Genomic DNA, 1468 nt, shown 5'->3' with positions numbered 1-1468 from the left:
GTTGATAGATGAGGTGAATAGGGAAATCAAACAACGTACAAATGGTGATCAGTTGATTTGTGAGATAACGAATGATTTTGAGAGAGGTTATCCATTATCAAGTGATGATATAGACAGAGAGCTAGAAAAAGCACTTGATATTCAATTAGGTAAATATCAAAATGAAAAAAAGTGAAAAAAATAAAAAATACGTATTGACATTAAAGAAAAGTTCGTTTAGAAAGATCGACAAGTGCTCAAAACACTGTAATACGAGCGGATAGGTTACGAAACGACCTCTTCCCATGTTTCTAAAATATACTGGCTTTCTTTTGTGCTTTTATTGGCATATAACGATTTTGCCGGGTGTGGTTATACTATACAATACCCTTCATAGGGGAAAGTGTAACGACGGTCTCGTATCCGTGTTTTGAGCGCCCGGCGCCCTTATGGGTTGTCAATCAAAATGTTAAAATACGAGGTAATTATTATGCAAAATTCTGTAAAAAAATATCAACTCACCAATCAAACAATTCTTCGTGAGGGTAAAAAACTTTATCGCATTAAGGCGTTAAGAGATTTTGGTGATGTTAAAGCTGGTCAACTTGGTGGCTATATTGAATCTGAAGAAAATCTTTCCCATGATGGTAATTGCTGGGTTGGTGATCAGGCCATTGTTGTGAGCCCTGGTCGTGTTTACGAAAATGCGCAGGTTTATGGCAATGCAGGTGTTGGTGGTTTTGTATATGGTAATGCTCGCGTCTACGATTCAGCAAAGGTTTTTGCCAATGCCCATGTGTATGATAATGCCCATGTTTTCGATAGTGCAAAAATTGTAAGTAAAGTGCATGTTTATGAAAATGCCAATGCATGTGGCATGGCTATTGTTACTAAGAATATTTGTGGTGACACAATGAATAATGTTTATACAGAACGCCTTTCTCCTTATGGTGAAATTTGCTTTGTTATGTGTCGTGCTCATAGGAAAACAGCTTAAATAACGGCGCGGGCGCGGCGGGGGCGCCTCCTTATAACCATTTCACTTAAAATTTGTTTGAATATTAGATTAGGAGTTACCTATGACCACTACAACTGTATCTAAAAAATATGAATTTACTAATGAAAACTTCACTTTTGATGGTCTTACTTTACACCGCATACGTGCTCTAAGAGATTTTGATGATGTTAAGGCGGGGGACCTCGGCGGTTTTATTGAAAATGAAAGTAACTTATCCCATGATGGCAATTGCTGGGTCTATGATAATGCCGCGGTTCTTTTCGATGCAACTGTTTATGAAAATGCTAAAATTTATAATGATGCTAAAATCTTTAGAGGTGCCAAGGTGTATGGCAATGCTATCGTTAATGGCAAGGCATTGGTTTTTGATACAACCGCTCATATTTATGATAACGCAAAAATTCATGATAACGCTAAGGTCTGTGGGCATGTTTATGGTAATGCCGTAATTAGTGATAATGCTACTATTTC

General features: G+C 37.3%; 1 protein-coding gene and 1 pseudogene. Both read left to right on the top strand.

The window, feature by feature from the left end:
• The first annotated feature begins 469 nt into the window (after positions 1 to 469).
• Positions 470 to 976: a hypothetical protein gene (locus tag ACFIK6_RS09755; protein WP_375627031.1), complete on the top strand. Its 507-nt coding sequence runs from the start codon at positions 470 to 472 to the stop codon at positions 974 to 976.
• Between the two features lie 82 nt (positions 977 to 1058).
• Positions 1059 to 1468, top strand: a pseudogene (locus ACFIK6_RS09750) (hypothetical protein); the annotation flags it as partial.

The sequence above is a fragment of the Bartonella sp. AS69XJJH genome (assembly GCF_042195585.1).
In the GTDB taxonomy this organism is placed as follows: Bacteria; Pseudomonadota; Alphaproteobacteria; order Rhizobiales; family Rhizobiaceae; genus Bartonella.
Note: the sequence above shows the minus strand (reverse complement) of the source record. Positions and strands in the feature narration are given on the sequence as shown.